This is a genomic window from Phocaeicola plebeius DSM 17135, assembly GCF_000187895.1.
Classification (GTDB): Bacteria; Bacteroidota; Bacteroidia; order Bacteroidales; family Bacteroidaceae; genus Phocaeicola; species Phocaeicola plebeius.
Genome location: NZ_DS990134.1, coordinates 705,767 through 722,256, shown reverse-complemented (window position 1 = coordinate 722,256; position 16,490 = coordinate 705,767). Strand labels below are relative to the sequence as shown.

Sequence of the window (16,490 nt, the reverse complement as noted above, 5' to 3'; positions counted from 1 at the left end):
GGTCGCATCGCTCAAGTGGGAGGCACAATACAGGCTGCGTACACCTGTCTCCGATACCAGCGCCCAGTTGTCGCCCACATGGAACAGAGCCGGGAAAGTATAGCCTTCACCATACTTGGAAGGGGTAGCCACAGGTTCATCCGGCACATATTCCTCCTCGTAGCTCGGCTTGGTACGCATCCAGCCTATCATCGGGTCACTCTGCGGAGAAAGGAACGTGGTGGTAGACGAAGGAAAATCAAAGCCGGTTGCCTCCTTTTCAATGACCATACAGGCCGTTTCGCCATACTGAGGCATCTCGTAGCGGAAGGCAATGTCGTTATTACTCAACTGAAACACGATGTCCAGTTTCTTCTTCTCCGCATTTTCAAGGGTTACAGTCAGCTTGTTGGCAGAATAATTCACCGTAGAACACTTGATACGGTCCTGCGTGTACGTCTTTTCCACCTTGTCCGCCTGCTTGCCGACAAAACTCATCTGACGGCTGAAGTCGCCAATATTGGATACAAAGCCGAGAGGAGAATTCTCCAAAACGGTTTTTCCGTCGTATGTCACCGAATAGACAGGCTTGCCGTCCTGCAACTGAAAATCGAGTTTCAAACGAGAATCAGGGCCGGTGACCGCCACCTGCTGGGCAAATGCCTGTACCGCTCCTACAAATAATAAAGAAAATAAAGTAAGCTGCTTCATAAACAGTTTATATCATAAAACAATAACCTATCTCAAACTAATATTCCAAATTAGGGAGCCGACAAAATCAGCCCCCTAATTTTATTTATTTTCCGTAAGCATAGACCTCAGACAATGAACAGTTCTGATCACGATAACTGCTAAGGATCCTGATTTTCACATACCGTCCTGTCGTCGGAATTATACCAAACACTTGCTTGTCAGTATTTTGCTTCATCGTGAAGCGTCCTACCGGTTCTCCCCAGTCATTTCCATCTGTACTAACATAGAACTCACCCGATCCAGTATCTGTAAATCCACCTCCACGCTGTACCATGGCAAACTGAGTAAACGTATAATTCTGTTTTGCATCCAATACAATCTCATACGGAAGTCCTCTTTGTCCACTACCGTTCTGCCAAATTGAATGCCAATATGTACCTAAATCTCCATCCAAGACTTTATTTGCTGCTCCATTAGAACCTTCACCAGTAGTTTCCTCCGAGTTTGCCGTACCTGTCCACCCCGTGCGGTCCAGTTCTTTCGCCATAACACGAATCTTAATTGGGTACACATTCATCGTAGCAGAAACCGCAAACTGAGAAACACTCTTTATTTTCACGGGCAACATATAATCACCAGGAATGGTAAATTTAGAGCCATCAATTGTCACATTCAACTTAGAAGTTGTTGTTCCTGCTGGAAGAGAAACTAATTCATCAAAAGAATAGCTACCTTCCGGCATCATCTGGAAAACAGTTCCATTTTCGTCATTATAATCTGCTATAAAGTCTGCACTTTCAGTTTCTAATTCACATGACAAATCCCATTTGTTTTCCGTATCCAGTCCGATTTCTATTTCTTCCGTAATCGAAGGAACTTCCCCAAACAGAAACTCTTTCACATCTTCGCTCTGAACAAAGAATCCCACATTCGGAGTCACCACACCTGTAATCTGAAGAAACAATTCATTCTTTGCTGCATTCACAGAGTCAGTCTGACTAGTCACTCTCAGCGGCAATACCCACTTTGCTTCTGGATTACTTTCAATCAGCGCTTTCACCTTGGTTGAGTTAACAGACACATTTACCGATTTTGAATGATCTTCAGATGTAAATACCAAGTCAGCAGTCTCCAAAGAAAAACTTTCTTCAGAAAGTACCTTATAGTTTACGGCTTCAGGATTACTATACAACTGATCCACTTCTTCCTGACTTAACACGTTTATCTGTGCATTCGCAGTCAGAGTAGGGTCACTTCCTGTCTTAATCACCGACAAGGTATAAGTGTAATCCTCACCTGTATCATATAACGTCATTTCTTGTTTTCCACTATTATTTACATACAAAATTTTATGATATTCTTGTGGCACAAGATTTTCCAAGTCATACTTGGAGTTATTGCAGGCACTCAACAACATAAGACATCCTGCCAAATAAATTATATTCTTTCTCATCAGATTCATTTCTTAAAACATTAATAACCTGGAGCCTGTACTAACTGAGGATTGCTATACAGTTCATCCATTCCTTGTCTAGACCAAATCGGCATCAAGTAAAGACGGTTATCCCATTTAAAGGGCTGATCAATCAAGGTTGGCTGATTGAACTCTTCAAAACTAGGATTTTCAACTAATCCATTCAAACCGTATCTGACTCCAGCTTTCAACATAGTCGGAGCAATCATCCAGCGGCGCACATCATAATAGCGGAAGCCTTCTTCGTACAATTCCACAAAACGCTCATTACGAACCCAATCCATCAATGTCATATCACCAGTCAAATCTGCATCCGTCAATTCTTTCAAGCCCGCTCTTTCTCTTATCTCATTCAAGTTGGCAAGCGATTCCGTTGTATTATCCAATGCCGCATAGCATTCAGCTAAATTCAAATATAATTCAGCCATACGGATATAAGGACGTCGAGCCGCACGATGAGTTCTTGTTCCATTTGCCCCAAAACGGATGTTAGGATCAATGAATTTCTTAGACAGATATCCGGTTCCTGCACAGTTACGAGTATTACTCTGACTCCATCCATTCGTATTGGTATTCTTTAAATTCAACCAAAGAGAGTTTCCGTCATTAATTTTCTTCGCATATTCACATCCATCAAATGCAATCCAAGCATAAAAACGAGCTTCACGCTTTGCATTCAATTTTATGATATCATTCTTCACATCCTCTCCATCCAAACGGTCTGTAACCAATTCCGGACTTTGAACGGCATCATTAAAACGTTCATACCAATCAGATTCCGGATAGAAATTCGCATCCTGACTAGGCAATTTGCCATTTTCTGTATAGAAATGCTGCACTGCATACAAGGTAGGAGCCATTCCCGACCATCCACCGGCATATTGTCCATCGCTTTTCTTCACCACTCTACTCGGCAGACGAGAATCTGTAGCTTCTCCTCCATTATTCACATCAGAATCAATACGGTTTGCCCAAATCAATTCTTTGTTGCCCTGACCTTCATTAGCAGTCACCAGATACTGGAACATACGTACTCTTCTCTTGAAAAGGTCATTTTCCTCTGTCTCCGTTTCTTTTCCAGGTATATAAGGTAAGCCTAATCCATCATTTTCTGCTATCTGATCTGCAGCCTCTATACTGAACAGCTCATAACCAGCCGCTTTTGCAGCAGCCAATGCCTCCTGCGCAGCTGTCAACGCCCGCTCCCACTTACTACGGTCATAAGTAGTGCTTACCAGATCCATTCCATATCCAGGAGTTTCAAAATTTACATTCTTCCAGTTTGGATAAGGGAATGAACCGTTCCACAAAGGAGATGCCGCACACAGCAATACTCTTGCTTTCAAAGCCTTACAAATGGTAGAAGTAGCACGTCCCAAATCATCCGTTTCTCTGACAGCAGGCAAAATCGTAGCAGCCGTATCCAGTTTCTGTACAATATAATCTACACAATAGTCAAAGTGAGAACGACCCGGAATCTGGCTGTTCGTTATATTCGGGTCCACTTTTTCTGTGATAATCGGACAAGGTCCCATAGCCTGAAGAATCCGGAAATGATAATACGCCTCCAGGAACCAACATTCAGCCTTGTATTCATCCTTATCCTCTTCTGTAACTCCTACAGGTTGAAGTTCATCTATTAAACTTAAAAAATGATGTACATATCCTATCCAGTTATACCCCGGTACCCAGAATCCGAAATCATCAAAATTCTTACCGTTTCCCCAAGTCATATAAGTGGAAGCAGAAACTGTTCCCCAAGCAATTTGCTGTTGAAAATCATTCCAAGCCTTCGGTGCTACAATTTCATCTGCAGACTGTTCAAAAGCATTGAAGTCATAAGGCTGACAACGAGGCACATAGCCATAACAGGTAAACAAAAAGTTTTCTACTGCATTTTGATCTTTCATGGTGTCCTCAAAATCGGCCTGTGCGGGAGGAATCACATCTAGATAATTACAGGCAGTCAACATACAGCAAGGTATTACTATCATCCGTGCTGTCTTATATATATTTTTTATCAAATTCATAGTTTCATGTATTATTCATTAAAATGTAAGTTGAACTCCCAAGTTAAAAGTACGTTGCAAAGGATAAGCATTCCAACTTAATTCTGGATCCCACAATTTAAACGGACTGAACACAGCCAGGTTGTCTCCACTCAGGTATACACGGCAATAAGGGAAACGATAACCAATTTCCAGTGTCTTAAAGCGCAAGAAATTTCCATTTCTTAACCAATACGAACTAGGCTGAGTATTATTAGAAACATCTGCTTCAGTAATACCTAAACGAGGATATTCTGCATTAGGATTCGGATTATCTACTGACCAGTGATCGTCTGCAATCCACTGCATCAAGTTTCTTTCCAGCGTTTCCACTGTGATACCATCACCACCACCGGCAAGGAATGGAGTGTATCCACTATTAATCATAATTTTACGTTTGGCAGAACCGTTAAAGAATACTCCAAAATCAAATTTCTTATATGATATATTCAAGCCGAAACCGTATTGGATGCGAGGCACTCCATTGTAAGGAGAAAGCATCACCTGGTCTTCTGTCGTAATCTGTCCATCTCCGTTTATATCCCGATACTTGATATCTCCCGGCATGATGTTAGAGCCCAGCTGAGACTGGTCTGCCCATTGATCAATTTCCTCCTGGCTAGTGAATAATCCTTCTGCGACATACCCAGTAAGTGTATTCAGCGGCTTACCTGTTTTAGTCTGCCAAGTATATGGATAGTTAGGTTCGTCTACATATTTATATTCGTTCTGGTTATAGGTAAAGTTTCCACGCAAATCAATAGACCAGTCCTTTCCAAACTGTTTAGACCAGTTCACACTCAATTCATATCCCTGATTCACTACTTCTCCAATATTACTCCAAGGCAATGATCCCCAGTAACCCAACATATAAGGCCAGGAAGCACGTGCCATCAAGATTCTGTCGCGCTTATCGTGGAAATAATCAAAGGTGATATTCAACTGGTTAAACAGTGACATATCAAAACCAATATCAAACTTCTTGACATGTTCCCATCCAGCATTCTGCACAGCCAATACATAAAAGGCAGGACCTCTTCTATTTATCTCACTAGTAGGTAACCCTGTCCAAAAATCATTAGCACTTCCTATACTAATATTATTTTGATACAAGAAATGAGGAGCCCCTCCGTTAAACTCATCACTACCTACTAAACCATAAGAAGTTCTTACCTTCAAATGGCTAACATAGTTACTAATTGGTTCCCAGAACTTTTCTGAACTGACTACCCACCCCAAAGAAGCAGCCGGGAAGAATTCGAAACGCTCTCCTTTTGCCAAACGTTCAGAGCCATTGTAACCAAAGTTAAATTCCAGCAAGTACTTATTAGCAAAATCGTACGTCAAGCGTCCTGAATACCCCTGGTTTCTATTAGGTAACACATCATTTCTGTATTCACGCATCATGTACATCAACATGGCTGACAAGTTATGGTCGCCAAAACTACGCTTCCAGTCCAAACGTGCGTCAAAATAGAAGGTCTGATCAGAATTACGGCTAATTCCCGACTGGCTAAGATATTGATCACCTGTCTGTAACAATTGAAGTTCGTACTCATCGGTATCCGGTAAATAACTACCGTCTTTTACCTTATAATAATAAGGTTTGATAGAACGATTATAAGAAGACTCTGACCAGTTCTTGAAGTTCACCAAAGCTTTTAAACTCAATCCTTCCGTGATAAAGTCCAGTTTCTGATTTAAACTGATAGAAGTATTCAGTGTATTGTAGTTCGTTTCTTTAAATGAACCTAACATTTCTGCATAAGGGTTCTTTCCGAGTACATTTGGTTTTATTTCTGCATTACCGAAGCGAATAAAACCATCATCCCCTTCCTGACTGGGGAAATAAGCAGGGAAAGCCACTGGATTCGCTCTCATTACAGTCTGGTACATATCCGACACACTGTAGTTAGGTCCCTGACGATTTCCAATCTGTGCCATCATACGAAGGTCAATCGTAGTCGTATTGGTTACCTTATAAGATATATTATTCTGAAAGTTATACTCCCAGTTATTGATGTTGGTATCATAATAATAATTCTTCGGTGCATCCAGCAAACCAGTATCATGATTGGCTTGCAAACTCATATAATATGTCACACGAGAACCACCACCTTGAAGATTAATATTGGCACGCTGATTGTAGTTTCCTTCCTTAAAAATCAAGTCATACCAATCCACATTCGGGTATACATACGGATTCAATCCTTTTTCAGTATTCAGAATCTGTTCTTCCGTATATTTCGGATTCGTGATAGGAGTCAGACTTCTAGCCTGAGCCGCTTCATTGTAAGTACGCATAAAGGTCGGTCCGTCTGCAAATTCCACTACATTCATCGGACGGAAGTAAGATGCCTCCAAAGAAACATTTATCTTCGCTTTTGAGTTTTCCGTACCACTTTTTGTAGTAACCAGCATCACACCATTTGCACCTCGGTTACCGTAAATAGCCGTTGCCGAAGCATCTTTCAATAAAGAAAAACTTTCGATAGATTCTGCCGGAATACGGTTCAAGTCAGAGGATGAAATTTCCACTCCATCCAACAGAATCAATGGGGTAGAACGTCCTCCGAATGTATTGATACCACGGATATAAAACTCAGAAGAAGATCCAGGTTCTCCACTGCTTGTCATAGACATAATACCAGCTAACTTACCAGCCAAAGAACTAGTCAGCGAAGAAGAAGGAACCTTTAGAGTAGAACCTTTTACAGTAGCAATAGATCCAGTTACAGAAACTTTCTTCTGTGTTCCCTGTCCTACAACCACTACCTCAGCCAGCATTTCATTATCCGGTACAAGCTTCACATTTACAAGTCCCTGATCAGTAATATAAACTTCCTGTTTTTTATAACCTACATAACTAACCTCCAGGGTGCAACTTTTCCCAGAAAAAGTAAGTGAGAAATTACCATCCAAGTCAGTAATAACACCATTAGTAGTGCCTTTTACAACTACATTGGCACCTATCACTGTCGAACCATCGGTAGCATCAGTTACTACACCAGAGATAGTACGCTGCTGTTTCACCGATTTAGCAGAGGCCTTACTTAAAATAATTTCTTTTCCATTTACTTTATATACAATTCCACTACCTTCAAATACTTCTGTAAGCACTTCCTCAATATCCCCGTTGAGATTATAGTTTTTCTTAGCACTTCCTTCCAAATCACTGGATTTATAAAAGAAAGAATAATCAGTGGTTTCTTCTATTTCTCTTACTACTTCCAACAAAGACATTGAATTTCCCCGTAAAGGAATCTGCCCGGTAAAAGGTGCAGACCAAGCATCCGACGAAGGATACAACAAGAGCGAAAGAATCAAACTCCTACAAAACAAACTTCTCTTTTTCATTTTTCATGTGTTTAATTTATAGTTAACCATCATTCAAGAATTAGGTTTTGTAATAAATACACTTATCATGAAAAAAAGACTACATGGGTAATAAGATTTTTTCTAAAAATATTTTTATCTATAGAAATAAAAAATCCCCGTGAGACTTACAAACACAAAGTTTCACGGGGAATATACATCTATTATATATCAGCAATAAATTCTATTTCATCAACAAATAATGGGAACCATTTTTCTTATAAGTCAGTTGCGAAGAAAAACATATTTTTTCTATTACAGCATCTATACTCTCATCATTTCGTATAGTGCCAGTCAACAATAAGCTATGATTTACAGCTTTATCCAATTCTACCTCTACCCGATATTTTTTTCTGATAAAATCCATCAAATTATCAAGTCGGATATCCGTAAAACGATAATTTCCATCTACCCATTGTATGTTTTCTGGAAAATTCTCGACCAAAGTAGAACCGGTATGTACATCATATACTAAACGTTGAGAAGGTGCCATACTAATTAATGACTGGTTTTTACCAACAAAATCAATGGCTCCCTCATATAAGGCTATAATTGAAGTATCTAACGTAGGTTGATTTACAGAAAAGACTGTACCTTTAACCTCTATACAAGCTGTATTGATATAGACCTTGAAATCTGTATTGGCTTTCTTTTTTACTTCGAAGACAGAACTTCCTGTCAGCCAAACTTCACGTTTACTCAGGAAGTCTGAAGAAATTCGTATCTTACTCTCTGGTTCCAACCAAACAGTTGAACTATCTGGCAATATATACATACGGCCTTCTACATAAGAATGCTCTATATAAGCCACACTCTTTATTTCATGTTTTTCAGGTATCTTATATCCCCAATAAAGCATAACCCCTACTAATGCTGCAGCAACCGCCCATCCTGCCCGCAAAATATAACGACGAGGAGAGAATATTTTTCTATCTACCCTTTTCCAAGTCTTTTCTTTAAGTTCCAGATTCTCATCCACCTGTTCACTTTTTACTTTTTCCCATTCCTTGTGTAACTGTTCCACAAAAGGTTTCCAATTTCCCAAATCTTCTGTTTTATGTTTTTTCTGGTTCATGCACCTAAACTTATTTTATTTACTATAAATACACGCCATAAAAAGAATTGACTACAAAGCTATATCACTTTATTGTTATTTTTTACATTCGTATTCATTTTATTCAAAAGATTTTCAATAATAAGATTATTTATCTACATTTGCACACATAGAATATTTAAAGAACGCTAATAATTTTTTTCGACCTCGCAGTATGATTAATACTATCCGTCAAATTAAACAAGGGAATTCCAAGGCCTTTAAAGCAATTTTTGACCGATATTGGAACATCGTATATCGTTTTACAGGCCTGTATCTCATGGATAACTACGAGAAGGAAGAAATTACACAGCAAGTATTTATTAAACTTTGGGAAAAGCGCGAACTGTTGGACGAAGAAAAAGATCTGGACGGACTACTTTTCATTATCACAAGAAATTTGATATTCAACCATATCCGCAAATCTATCAATGAAGAAAAACTAGCTGAGACATTACAGCTGGCAACAGAAGCCTCAAATGAAATTGAACAAGGAATAGAAGCTGAAGATTTAAAAAAGTACATAGACAAACTTGTTCACATGCTTCCTGAACGGCAACGAACCGCATTCATTTTAAGTAAAAAAAGAGGATTAAAGGTAAAAGAGATTGCAGAAGAAATGCATATCTCCGAAAAAGGAGTTGCCAGAAACCTGTATCTGGCAACAAAATTCCTAAAAAAACATATCTTGTTCTTCTGGCTTGCATATTCTGTATTGTCACATTCTGATTTTTCCATTCAATCTTTGGAAGACATCTCTCTAAACCCCTGGGGGGCTTTTCCTGAATGCCGTTTAAAGAATTTGCTGAATGAGGCCTGATCGGCAAAGTTCAGCTTCGCTGCGACCTCCTGAATGCTCAGGTCCGTTGCCAACAATAGGTTGCGTGCTTCACTATAAATCAGTTCATAAATAAACGCATTTACCGTTTTCCCTGTCTGTCTTTTCACGAGCAATGTGAGATATTGCGGAGTAATGTGTAAGGCATCAGCGTAAAATGCTACCTGATGTTCTTCTTTAAAATGTTGCATTAAAAGCGTGATAAATTCACGCAGTTTCACATCCTTTCTGCTTGGAACAACGGTCTGTTCCACATGATTCGTCTTCCGGTCAAGCACATTGTCCAGCTCCAGATAAAATTTAACCAATGCATTCTGTATCAGTTCCTGGTGATACAAGTGTCCTTTGCGCAAAATCTGGCTTCGGATGTATTCAATGCTCTCTGCCAATACCTCCATATCGCATGCAGCAATGCTTAACACCGGATTACGGTGCAAGTTCATCCCGTTGGATATACGTTGTTTCAGACTAAACCCACTTATCCGGTCTACAAAATCTTTGTGAAGACACAAAAACATACACTTAAAATCATCCGAGACACGAGAAAAACAAGTTAAATGCAGCGGTGACAACACACAAATCTGATTTGCAAAAATCTCATACACATGCTCGTCAACCGACAGAGAGGCACTTCCTCCAAGGACCAATACGTATGAGAAAGCGTTGACATACACAGGATTTCCTTCTGCCAAAGCAAAATCACAGGTATTATCCGGAACAAACACACCTATTTCTCCCTGATAAGCCACTCCCTCCTTCTGCTCCAAGACTTCTTGTATGTTAACTATCTGATAATGTTCCATAAGACAAATCCTTTTCGTCTTGTAAAGATAAGAAATGCCTTTTGAATGTTCAAGTATAAGAGAACAGAAGTTTCAAATCAGACAAATTCCTTCTAAATCCAGACATCAGGCGTTTGGCATAAAAGCGTGAACTTTGCAGCGATAATTAAGACCATAACGTAATTTATGATTCGCAAACGTGTAATAACTGGATTGCTGGGATGCATCGGACTCATTCCTCTGTCGGCCCAGCAACAGAAAGCTCTCACGATAGAGGAGCTTTTCGAACTGGCAGATACGCATAGCAAAAGTCTGAAAGTACATCAGTTGGCTGTAGACGAAGCCATACAAGCCATTAAAGTGGCCAAGAATGACCGATTGCCTTCTTTAGAAGCCAGTCTGTCTTTCAGCTACATTGGTGACGGATGGATGAGCGACCGTGACTTTTCCAATGGAATGAAAGCAGAAATGCCTCACTGGGGAAACAATTTTGCCTTTAAGGCTACCCAGGCAGTGTACACCGGAGGAGCTATTTCCACCGGTATTGAAATGAGTGAACTTCAAAAGAAAATGGCTGAAGCCGAACTGGACAACGACCAGCAGAATGTACGCTTCATGCTGGTAGGTCACTACCTGGACTTGTTCCAACTTCACAACCAGAAACGGGTATATGAAAAAAACATTGAACAAACCCGACTGCTTATTAAAGAAATAGAATCGGCTTTTGAGCAGGGAACCGCCCTAAAGAGTGACATCACCCGCTATGAACTTCAGCTCAAGAACCTGGAACTGGGACGAACCAATGTGTCGAATCGTATCCGGATTCTGAACCGACAACTGGTCACCACCATCGGACTGGAAACAAATACCGAAATCTTTCCGGACACCACCTTGCTTTCCATGAACCTGGATAAGAAAAACGAGTTGCACTGGCAAAATGAACGCAACAATGCTCCGGTGATGCAACTGGCCGACTTAGGCATTCAGATGAGCGAAAGACAACAGAATCTTATCCGCGCCGGACGCCGCCCTACCATCGGACTGATGGCCAGCAACAACTTTGACGGACCTATTCTGATAGAAGTACCACCTATCAACAAGAATTTCAATTACTGGTTCGTAGGGGTAAACGTAACGTACAAGTTTGATTCACTGTTCAAAAACAACAAAAAGCTGAAACAGGCCAAACTGGCAACCCTTAAAGCACAGGAAAGCAAACGGCTGGCCGATGAACAACTTTCCAATGGCATCAATGCTGCCTATATCCAACTGGAAGAAGCTTATACCCGACTGGATACCAAGGAGAAAAGTGTACAGCTGGCACACGAAAACTACGAAGTGGTGCACAGCCGCTACCTCAACGGGCTGTCGCTGGTGACCGACATGCTGGATGCCAGCAACATACAGTTGAGCAGCGAACTTGAGCTGGCCAACGCACAGATAGGTATCCTTTACCAGTACTTCATGCTGAAGAAGACAGTAGGTACATTATAATTTACTTTTCATTTTCAAGAACCACAAAATTAAAGAAACACACCATGGCTAATATAAAAAGAAACAGACAGATTTCAAACATCATTCTGACCGTCATCATCCTGGCAGGAATCTGCTGGGTAAGCAGCCACTTCATCCATTTAGGCAACGTGGAATATACAGACAATGCACAAATCAAGCAGCACATCACTCCCATCAATACCCGTGTACCGGGATTCATCAAGAAAATCTATTTTGAAGAATACCAGAAAGTGCATAAGGGAGATACCTTGCTCGTGATTGAAGATTCGGAATACCTGCTGCGTCTGGCACAGGCCGAAGCCAACTACAAGAACGCATTAGTAGGAAAAGATGCCATGCACACCACTATCAGCACCACTGAAAGTAACATTCTGGTAACCGATGCCGGCGTCCGTGAAGCAAGCGTACGACTGAAAAATGCAGAAGCCGACTACAAGCGTTATTCGGAAATGATTAAGAAAAACGCCGTAACTGCCCAGCAGTTCGACCGTGTGAAAACAGAATACGAAGCCGCCAAGGCACGCTATGAACAAATGACACGCCAGAAGCAGTCCACCTCATTGGTGAAACACGAACAGACCCAGCGCCTGGAGCAGAACGATGCGGCCATCAAAGTGGCCGAGGCTGAATTTAACCTGGCTCGTCTGAACTTGTCGTACACTGTCATTCTGGCTACTGCCGACGGTATGACCGGACGGAAAAACATCCACGAAGGCCAGCTTGTACAACCCGGGCAGACCATGGTGACCCTGATCGATAATTCCGAGAAATGGGTGATTGCCAACTACAAGGAAACACAGACTTCTGTCATGCAAAACGGACAAAAAGTAGACATTGAAGTGGATGCAGTGCCGGGAGTCAAATTTACAGGAGTGGTTTCTTCCATTTCGGATGCCACCGGTTCCTCTTTGTCTCTAATGCCACAGGACAACTCCGCGGGTAACTTTGTCAAAGTGGAACAGCGCATACCGGTCCGCATCGAATTTACCTCCGACAATAAGAAAGAAGACCTTGCCCGCCTCCGTGCCGGAATGAATGTGGAATGTAAAGTAAGATACTGATATGGCCGGTCCCAATATTCCTACACGCGTCATGATGTTCCGCGACTTTGTGCCGGACAAGTTGCGTGTGTTTCTCTGCCTGTTTCTGGCGCTCAGCTTTCAGTTCAGCGGAGGCATATATCTGTCGTCTGTATCGCAGATGGTGGGCTCACTGGCATTGATGCAAGAAGACATCATGATGGCCGGCTATGCCTCTTTTGTGGGCATGACCATCATCTTCCCCATCCTGTTCCGGCTGAAGTTCCGGTTTACCACCCGCAGCATATTGCTGTTCATTTATCCGGCACTGATTGCCTGCAACTTCATTACAATGCACACAGACAGCCTTCCAGTGTTAGTACTCGTCTGCTTCATTGCCGGGATGCTACGTATGTGGGGAACTTTTGAAGCACTCTCCAACGTACAATTAAGCATTACGCCGACCCGCGATTTTGCCGTATTCTTCCCCGTGGTCTACCTGATTGTATTAGGAAGTATCCAGCTTTCCGGACTGCTGACCGTATACCTCGGCTACTGGGCCGACTGGCGCTACATGCACTGGTGCATCATGGGGCTGCTGTTCGTAGGATGGGGAATCGTAGCCGCGCTGACACATCACTTCCGGTTCATGAAACCGATGCCGCTGTTCGGTATCGACTGGCTGGGCGGTGTCTTATGGGCTATTTTTCTCTTGTCTACCATTTTCGTTTTCGAATATGGCAAGTTCTACGACTGGTTTGATTCCCTTCCCATCTGCCTGGGCACCCTGATTGCCATTCTTTCACTAGGCCTCAGCATCCACCGGATGATTGTGAGAAGGCATCCGTACATCGAACTGGCCGCCTTCAAGTACCGGAACCTTACGTCGCTGCTCTTCCTGTTCCTGATGCTCTGCTTTTTCCTGGCTGCTCCTACGGTATTACAGAATATCTTTACAGGCAGTATCCTGCAATACGATGTGCTGAATGCTGTATCGCTGAACTGGTGGAACCTGGCAGGCACCGTAATAGGATGCGCCTTTGCTTACTACTGGCATGCCTGTCTACGCAAAGGTTACAAGGTACCCGTATTTCTGGGATTTGCATTGATTGTGGGTTACCAGTGCGTCATGTATTTCCTCATCGACCCGCGAATGAATATCGAATGGCTCTACTTACCCACGATGCTTCGTGGCGCAGGCTACATTATTCTTTACATCTCGCTCACTGTATACGTCACGGGCATCGTACCTTTCCAGCACTTCTTCCAGGTGCTGTCTATTCTGGGATTCGTGCGTACAGGATTCGGTTCTGTTTTAGGAGGAGCCATCTACAGCCGTGTACTGCAACACATTATTCCGGAAAATTTTCAAACCCTTTCCATTGAACTTGACGAGGTAAATACGGCCCTCAGCAACCAGACTTTCCACCAGATTTACGGAGAAGCCATGAAGCAGGCCACCCTGGTCAGTCTGAAAGAAATGTACGGCTGGGTCTGCATTGTCGGAGTGTGGTTTCTGGCCTTGATTCTCTTCGAGAAGTTCTTAAATAAAAATGTAGTGGGACGTTTGCCTCGCATCCGACGCATCAAGCAGATCATGAAACGTGAATAATGTTATCCCAATAAAAAGAATGACTGCCGGTCAGAACACAATGTTCTTTCCGGCAGCCATTCTTTTTATTGAGTCAGACAGGAGAGTCTTCCCTACTTACCCCTCCTCTCCAACGAGGAGGTCTGTCCGTTTTCCTTATATTCATTCAAAAGGAATTTTTCAATTTCATCCAGCGAACGCTCAAATCCCTGCGGTTTAAAGCCATGCCCTTCACCTTCAAGCACAATAAGACGTGCGTCGCGATAAGCTTTCACCGCAGCATGTGAATACTCTACAGGAACCACCACATCCGCATCTCCATGAATAATCAACACCGGACGTTCGTAACGCCCGATAATATCCATGGGCTTTAAATAGCGTAGTTCAGTAAAGAAACGGCGTCCTATTCCTACCCCCCAAAGATAAGTCGTATCAGGAATTTCAGCAATCTGTTTATAACGTTCATTCCAATTATCGGGAATACAGAGGGCCGGAAACACAAGAATTAAGCGATGAATATCCATAGAAGAATTAGCCGCCACAAGTGAAGAAACCAGTCCACCCTGACTTTCTCCAATCAGTACAATACGCCCTGCATCCACATCTGGCTGCGACTGAAAATAACGTACAACCGCTTCCAGATGTTGCTGTTCATCAATAACAGACATACCCAAAGTATTGCTATTGCTGCGACTGTTTACTGAACCACAAGGAAAATCAAATGCATAACATTGATATCCAAGACGATTAAGCCTACTAAAATAGTTTTTCCCGAACGAATGCGTACCATTAAAACCGTGAGCTATGATAGCCACAGGCTGCTTTATTCCTTTTTTCTCGGGTTTACTCAAAACACCATAAATACGTTCTTTTCCTGATTGAATACAGACTTCGCTGATTACATTATTTTGCGGCTTACCTGTTGTCTGTGCGAGCACAACATTGATTTCCCCCATCAGCAGTACCCACACAAAAAATAAAATACAATGTTTCATAAAACTATGTCTTTTATTATTAACCTAAAAAACAGAAAGACACTAAGAGAAGCATGAGTCCGATAACTACAAGAATCATCTTACGAATAACAATCGGTAGTTTCTCAGGCATGTAATTCACTCTTCCGTATTCTCTTCCATCTTCCGTTTCACAAACTTGATTTTCAAGTTGGCTTCTTTCTGTTCTTTCTTGATTTCTTCGATGGCAGACAACACACGTGCCAGCTCACTCAGTTCTGCGACTGCCTTCACGTCATTTGGATGCATCACTGTCTTATAATTCCGGTCGCCGATAAATTCCAGACGGATGTTTTTCTTATCACGATTGGCAACCAGAAATGCAATCACCCCTCCGTCATTACCCAATTTATAGTCGGCCTTTTCTACCGGACGTCCTAAGTCTGTAGTTTCATAACTATCTATTGACGTAGGAGTCTCCGCAAAAGTATCATCCACAGAAACCTTTACAGCCGTATGATGAATACTTCCTCCCGCACAATAAATAGAGGTCAGCGACATCTCGCCTAATTCGCTCACTTGCGCACGCAAGAACGAACGGCCGATGTTTTTCTCGACCACCTGAGTGGGATAGAAATAATTTCCTACTTCCTGATAGGCCGTATCCTTCTCCAGCACAAACTTTCCCTTGATGGAGTCAAGCGCAGCCTGCTTCACCGTCATCATGCTGTCCAGATAAGCCAAAGTCTTGGTCTGTTCTGCCAGGTCAATCTGCTGCATCAGTTTGATACCCGCCTTGCGCACTTCAAATGCCTTGGGATACAGGGTACGAATACTATCTATCTGCAATTTAGCCAGGCTGTACTCACCTGCCGCATACGCAGCTTCCGCACGCTGAAACAACTGTCCAGCCTGCTTCTCACCGTTCTGGCAAGCAGAAAGTGCCAGTGCCATCGGAACGAGCAATAATCCTATCTTTTTCATACGTTTATCTATCATTCTATGCAGGCAAAAATACAACTATTTTCGGAACTCCTCCGCACATTCTTTCTTTTTTCCGCGCATTTTCTACGTTTCTCCGACAAAAAGGCCAGCACCTCAGACTGGAGTGAACTTCTTTTTCCTCCGAC

At 42.2% G+C, this 16,490-nt stretch carries 12 protein-coding genes; 4 read left to right on the top strand and 8 right to left on the bottom strand.

The window, feature by feature from the left end:
* From BACPLE_RS17715 to BACPLE_RS17695, 5 genes are all read right to left on the bottom strand, one after another.
* Positions 1-690: glycoside hydrolase family 97 N-terminal domain-containing protein (locus BACPLE_RS17715; RefSeq protein WP_007564480.1), on the bottom strand; the 690-nt coding region annotated here is incomplete at its 3' end.
* A gap of 85 nt (positions 691-775) precedes the next feature.
* Entirely contained in the window at positions 776-2,125 is a 1,350-nt protein-coding gene (locus tag BACPLE_RS17710) for a BT_3987 domain-containing protein (RefSeq protein WP_040313444.1), read from the bottom strand.
* A gap of 20 nt (positions 2,126-2,145) precedes the next feature.
* The gene (locus tag BACPLE_RS17705) at positions 2,146-4,176 is read right to left on the bottom strand and encodes a RagB/SusD family nutrient uptake outer membrane protein (protein WP_007564476.1); all 2,031 of its coding nucleotides are present in this window, start codon (positions 4,174-4,176) and stop codon (positions 2,146-2,148) included.
* Between the two features lie 18 nt (positions 4,177-4,194).
* On the bottom strand, positions 4,195-7,551 hold the full coding sequence (locus BACPLE_RS17700; protein ID WP_040313382.1) for a TonB-dependent receptor: 3,357 nt from the start codon (positions 7,549-7,551) through the stop codon (positions 4,195-4,197).
* 202 nt (positions 7,552-7,753) lie between these two features.
* On the bottom strand, positions 7,754-8,644 hold the full coding sequence (locus BACPLE_RS17695) for a FecR family protein (protein ID WP_007564470.1): 891 nt from the start codon (positions 8,642-8,644) through the stop codon (positions 7,754-7,756).
* Positions 8,645-8,837: 193 nt separating this feature from the next.
* On the opposite strand from BACPLE_RS17695, the gene BACPLE_RS17690 reads away from it, so the two are divergent.
* The gene (locus BACPLE_RS17690) at positions 8,838-9,482 is read left to right on the top strand and encodes an RNA polymerase sigma-70 factor (protein ID WP_050792118.1); all 645 of its coding nucleotides are present in this window, start codon (positions 8,838-8,840) and stop codon (positions 9,480-9,482) included.
* Here BACPLE_RS17690 and BACPLE_RS17685 read toward each other — a convergent pair.
* Positions 9,401-10,303, bottom strand: a complete 903-nt coding sequence (locus BACPLE_RS17685; protein WP_007564468.1) for a helix-turn-helix domain-containing protein — start codon at positions 10,301-10,303, stop codon at positions 9,401-9,403. The two genes, BACPLE_RS17690 and BACPLE_RS17685, sit on opposite strands and share 82 nt — an antisense overlap.
* A 165-nt stretch (positions 10,304-10,468) precedes the next feature.
* On the opposite strand from BACPLE_RS17685, the gene BACPLE_RS17680 reads away from it, so the two are divergent.
* Genes BACPLE_RS17680 through BACPLE_RS17670 form a run of 3 tightly spaced genes read left to right on the top strand, consistent with a single transcriptional unit; the run spans position 10,469 to position 14,428 of the window.
* Complete coding sequence (locus BACPLE_RS17680; protein ID WP_007564466.1) at positions 10,469-11,776, top strand: TolC family protein; 1,308 nt, start codon at positions 10,469-10,471, stop codon at positions 11,774-11,776.
* 44 nt (positions 11,777-11,820) lie between these two features.
* Positions 11,821-12,858 (top strand): HlyD family secretion protein, encoded by a 1,038-nt coding sequence (locus BACPLE_RS17675; RefSeq protein WP_007564465.1) that lies wholly within the window; start codon positions 11,821-11,823, stop codon positions 12,856-12,858.
* Between the two features lies 1 nt (position 12,859).
* On the top strand, positions 12,860-14,428 hold the full coding sequence (locus tag BACPLE_RS17670; RefSeq protein WP_007564464.1) for an efflux MFS transporter permease: 1,569 nt from the start codon (positions 12,860-12,862) through the stop codon (positions 14,426-14,428).
* Between the two features lie 92 nt (positions 14,429-14,520).
* On the opposite strand, the gene BACPLE_RS17665 is transcribed toward BACPLE_RS17670, so the two are convergent.
* Positions 14,521-15,402: an alpha/beta hydrolase family protein gene (locus BACPLE_RS17665; RefSeq protein ID WP_007564463.1), complete on the bottom strand. Its 882-nt coding sequence runs from the start codon at positions 15,400-15,402 to the stop codon at positions 14,521-14,523.
* A 117-nt stretch (positions 15,403-15,519) separates the two neighbouring features.
* Complete coding sequence (locus BACPLE_RS17660; protein ID WP_022054639.1) at positions 15,520-16,344, bottom strand: hypothetical protein; 825 nt, start codon at positions 16,342-16,344, stop codon at positions 15,520-15,522.
* Positions 16,345-16,490 lie beyond the last annotated feature (146 nt).